The 4928-nt window shown below is 61.5% G+C and carries 4 protein-coding genes; 2 read left to right on the top strand and 2 right to left on the bottom strand.

Going from position 1 to position 4928, the window contains the following annotated elements; translation table 11 throughout:
- Nucleotides 1-280 precede the first annotated feature (280 nt).
- Together HW932_RS21255 and HW932_RS21250 are read left to right on the top strand one after the other, a co-directional pair.
- Entirely contained in the window at nt 281-571 is a 291-nt protein-coding gene (locus HW932_RS21255) for a helix-turn-helix domain-containing protein (RefSeq protein ID WP_176978449.1), read from the top strand.
- Nucleotides 463-1437, top strand: coding sequence for an IS630 family transposase (locus HW932_RS21250; RefSeq protein WP_246296964.1), 975 nt, complete (start codon nt 463-465; stop codon nt 1435-1437). Before HW932_RS21255 ends, HW932_RS21250 begins: the two co-directional genes overlap by 109 nt.
- 200 nt (nt 1438-1637) lie before the next feature.
- Here the strand turns inward: HW932_RS21250 and HW932_RS21245 are convergent, their stop codons facing one another.
- Together HW932_RS21245 and HW932_RS21240 are read right to left on the bottom strand one after the other, a co-directional pair.
- Complete coding sequence (locus HW932_RS21245) at nt 1638-4184, bottom strand: putative bifunctional diguanylate cyclase/phosphodiesterase (RefSeq protein WP_176978447.1); 2547 nt, start codon at nt 4182-4184, stop codon at nt 1638-1640.
- On the bottom strand, nt 4181-4903 hold the full coding sequence (locus HW932_RS21240) for a DUF928 domain-containing protein (protein ID WP_176978446.1): 723 nt from the start codon (nt 4901-4903) through the stop codon (nt 4181-4183). Before HW932_RS21240 ends, HW932_RS21245 begins: the two co-directional genes overlap by 4 nt.
- Between the last annotated feature and the right edge of the window lie 25 nt (nt 4904-4928).

The raw sequence follows: 4928 nt of genomic DNA, 5'->3' as shown, positions 1-4928 counted from the left end.
ACAATGGCTTAGGTCTCATTTGACCTAAGCCATTTTTCTTTGAGTCACCATAGAGTCACCAAGCGGATCGATGTTGCGTGATGCAGATCACGCTGGCACGGTCACGATTCCGCGCATGGTTCCCTCGTCAGTGGTGTTTTCAGCGATCGTCTGCCGTGACGTGTTGGCATGGCTAAACCCCGTCCAGAGCGGGATGCGTAATTTTCATGGTACGCTGGGTTTTCAGGGCGGGCCTCCCGTCGGCTCGCCCCTTCTGCCATACCTTCCAAGCGTTGTATTGATGCTCACACTCGATCTTGCCAAATGGGACCAGAGCGCAGACGATCTGCGCCAAGAGGCGATGAACGCGCCTCATCCCCGCACCCGCGAACGGTTTCTGGCCTTATACGACCTGGCCTGCCAGGGGCAGGGAGCCTCGGCCGTGGCCCGGGCGACGGGGCGCCACCTGCAAACGCTCATCCGCTGGGTACATCGCTACAATGCGTCCGGCCCGCTGGCGTTGACGTTCGAGCACACAGGAGGCGTCTCCCCTTTTTTGACCCGGTCACGGAGCCGGCGCTCGCGGCGCTGATTCGTGCCGGTGTCGCCTCGGCGGCCGCCCCGTCGGTCGAACGCGATGGGCCAACCCCGCCGCTTGTCCCCAGCGCCGATCTGGCCTCCCACACCGCCCCGGCGCGCTGGACGCTCAAACGCCTCGTGACCTGGATCGCGGCCCGGTTTGGGCGGCAGATCAGCCGCGAAACCGTGCGCCAAGCCCTCAAGCGGTTGGGCTTCTCCTGGAAGAAGGCCAAGGCGCTGCTCAATCGGGCCAACACCGCCGCACGCGAAGCGTTCGTGACCAACCTTCACGCCCTCCTGCAACGCACCCTCTGTGCCTCGCCACCGCTGGTGGTGTATATCGACGAAGCCCACATCCATCAGGAGGCCGATCTCGGATACGGCTGGGCACCGCTCGGGGAACGCCTCTGGGTCGGCTCCCACTCGCCTGGACTGGCCGCGAAGGTCAGCTTCTATGGCCTCTATTTCTACAACGCCGGACAGGTCGCCATCTGGGACTTCCCGTGCGCCAACACCGAGCACACCCTCACCGTCTTGCGCCGCCTGCGTGAGCGTGAGCCGGTGCGCGAACTCATCGTCATCTGGGATGGCGCCTCGTATCACCGCGCCAACGCCGTCCTCGAACTCGCCCAGCAACTGTCCATCACCGTGCGGCCTCTGCCCGGCTACAGCCCTGACTTCATGCCCGTCGAAGCCCTGTGGCGCTGGTTGCGCGAGGACGTCACTTACCATCATTGTCACGCCACCGCCGCCGAGCTGATCGCACGGGTTGCGGACTTCGCCCACACCATCAACGCCAAACCCAGGGTGGTGGCCGACCGTCTTTGGATGAAAACGGAGCTCGACTCAGAGGAGGAAAAATTACGTATCTCGGGCTAGGCTCGGTTTAGCATCGTGCATCAAGCGGAAGATCCCAGTACCCCTTGATCATCATCCTCGCTATGGGCTTTGCGACGCGGGCGGATCTACGGCCCTCGTAGAACCATGGATTACTCACTCCCGCAGCGTGATTGAGGCGCTGAAGGCGGCTTGATGCCGCCCGCGAAAGCCTTGTCTTCGGGTGAACGATCCTGCGCGAACTACCAAACTGGCTCTGAACGCAGTAGCGCTTCTGTATCGGCAGCGGTTTGCGGTTTGGCGAACAGATAACCCTGGCCATAATCACACTGCAATTCACGCAGGATCTCCAGGTGCCGTGGGGTTTCGATACCCTCGGCGATGATTTTCAGACCCAGCTTTTTTGCAAGGTCGACGATAGCACGCAGGATACTGAAGTCATTGAGACTGGCATCCATGTTGCGAACGAAGGCCATGTCGATTTTCAGGATGTCGACGGGGAATTTGGTCAAGTACGCCAGTGAGGAATAGCCAGTACCAAAATCGTCGATGGCTACATTCACCCCCAACGAACGACTGGTCCCGAGCACCTTCAGGGCGATGTCAAGATGCTGAATCGTTGCACTCTCGGTGATCTCCAACTTCAATGCGGAAGGAGGGAGTCCAGTGACTTGCAAAATCCGCTCGAGGTACCCGAGGGTCTCAGGATGGATGAGTTGGGGCGCCGCCAGGTTGACGCTGATCAGCAAATCGGGAAACTCGGTCCGCCAAGCCTGCATCTGGCGGCAGGCATCCAATAGTACCCAGTTGCCAATAGGGACGATCATGCCGCTGTGTTCCGCCACAGGGATAAACTTGAACGGCGGCACTAGCCCGCGCTGCGGATGTTGCCAGCGCACCAAGGCCTCGAAGCCGCTGATGCGCCCCGTCTGCAAGGACACAATAGGTTGATAGTAAACTGCGAACTCCGGTAAATGCGGCAAGTCACCCTGGCTCTTGCGCACCACGCCATGCAGCTCGCGCTCGACTTGAAATGCTTCGATTTCCTCGGCCTTGATCTCGCCGTCGACGATCTCCAGCGTGTTTCCCAAGGCGCTAGCGCGGCTCAAGGCGGCATGGGCATCACGCAACAGGTTGCCTTGATAGGATGGATTACCCAAGGCAATTCCAACAATGGCGGTTGGAAAGACCTCCTCGCCAGCAATTTCGAAGGGCTCCGAGCAGCGTTGCAGCAGGGTCTTGCCAATGGCTTGCGCCGTCTCCCGCGCATCGGCGCGGCTCATCAGCAGTGCAAATTGGGCACCATCGGCGCGCGCGGCCAGCAGATCGCCACACCAATGATGACTGGATACCTGTCCGTATTCATCGGCGACTCGGCATAAGCGCCGCGCCATCTCCACCAAGAGAAGGTCTCCACTTTGTGGTCCGAACACGGCGTTTATCAACCGGTATCGCTCCAGCTCGACCAGAATCAATGCGACATCCTGGCGTGGCCGCCGGCGCTGCAAATAACGCAGCCGCTGCGTCAGGTTGGCGCGGTTGGGCAGCCTAGTGAGTGGATCGTGCAGGCTTTGGTAGGCCAGACGACCGCCCAGAATACTCAAGCCGCCGCAGAAAAAGGCCAGCACAGCGTCCCACAACGGGATCCAGACCCCCAGCCTAAACACCAGCCAATGGCAGACAAGAAGCGCTCCTAGACCACCCAGCGCCACGGCCTGCAGCAACAGCAGACGCCGCGCCCGCCAGGCCGCCAAGGCGCCCACCGTACCCCAGAGTACCAACCACAGCCATTCCGCCCATTGCGGCCAGAATCGCAGTTGGTTCGCCGTCCCGGCGGTGTCGAGAAGTTGGCCGAGGATATGGGCATGAATCATCACGCCCGGCATTTGCACCTGCTCTCTGGCGGTTTGGCTGAACGGGGTGAAATATACGTCCTTGATGCTCTCGGCGGTGGAGCCGATGAGAACGATGCGCCCACGAATCTGCTCGGCGTCGACTCGATTCTCCAGCACATCCATGAAGCTGACTTGCTCGGCAGGCTGGGGCTGGCGGCGATAGTTCAGCAAGATTTGAAAGCCGGCGTTGTCGAGGTTTCGGTACCCTCCGGCATGTGCGTCGAGCGGCTCGATGACACCCTTGCCAAGCTCGAAGCCGGACGTACCCGCATGATCGCGCGGAGTCAGGCCCTGCTGCCGGAGGTAATTCAAGGCCAACTGCATGGCAAAGGCGGTTTGGACTTGTTGCCCTCCCTTCGCATACAAAAGGCCGCGGCGCACCACGCCATCGGCATCCAGGATCAGATCACTGAAGCCGATGCGTGTGGGTGGCACTCCCGGTGGGGCCGCGATCGTCGGGTTGGCCTCAGTGCTCAACTTGGTCACGGCGATCACTCCGGGATCCTGGAGCGCGGCGCGCAGCTCCGCATGCCCCGGCTCATGGGGGAAATCCCTGTAGATATCCAGTCCGACCATCGCGGCACCATGCGCGCGCAGATTTGCTACAGCGCGTGCCAACAGCGCATCATCGAGAGGCCATTGGCGCAGGGCCTGGATGTCGGCTTCACCGATGCCGACCACCAGCACCTGCGGATGCGGTGGCGCCATCGTTTGCGAGCCGAGCAGAACATCGAAGGTTCGCAGTTCCAGTGGCTCCAGCCAGCCGAGCTGGCGCACGGTCAGCAGGAGGGCGAACAGCGTCGCGGCCACGAGCATGGCGGGCACATGCGGCGCGCCACGGCGGCACCAATACCGCCTGAGTGGCAGGGGCCGTAAAGATTCGAGGATGTTCATGGCGAAACGAATCGCTCCAAGGCAGCTTGTTGGAACAGGCTCCTACGCCAATCGAGATAGCGCGGCTCCCGTGGCATTTGCTCGATCAGATCTTGCAGCGTGGCCAGGCTGTCATACCAGTAACCCGCACGCGCGTAGATGGCGGGTCGCGCATCAGCCGCAGCACTTGAAACTTGCGCGGCCAACTCCGTTCGGGCTGGCTGATAGAGAAGCGTGGACCGACTCATCACCTGGACCGGCTGGACATCACCCCGGGCTTCGCTCCCAGCCGGTGGCGACCAAGCGAACTCGATGCTCCAATCATATCGTGTGCCGGCCTGCAAGGCGATACCATGCTCCGCGAGTGCAAGCCGGTGGATCCCGGCGCGGACCCGCTCCAGTTGAAGCTCGAGCAACGGGGGCTGGCGGTCGAGGTCGAGCCGGTCCGCAACATTCATGATTACGAGACGGATGGGGGTGGCGATGTCCTGGGAGAGGAACCAATACAGCACGGGCTGAGGGTGGCTCGTCAGGCCCAGGGTGGGTGGGGAGAGCACAGTGAGCCGGGGCGTGAGGGTATCGGAGCGGGAGGCTCCGCCGACCAGACGGTCAGGCTGTCCGTCGATGTCTGGGGGCACATAGATCGGCCCCTCCTGGGCCTGGTCCTCGGCCAGGATCGGGGCAGTGAATGCGATGATAGGCAGTAGCAGGACCATTCGTAATAGATGACGGGTTTTCATCGGTCTGGATACCTATTCAAGTTTT

The sequence above is a fragment of the Allochromatium humboldtianum genome, from assembly GCF_013385175.1.
GTDB lineage: Bacteria > Pseudomonadota > Gammaproteobacteria > Chromatiales > Chromatiaceae > Thermochromatium > Thermochromatium humboldtianum.
Note: the sequence above shows the minus strand (reverse complement) of the source record. Positions and strands in the feature narration are given on the sequence as shown.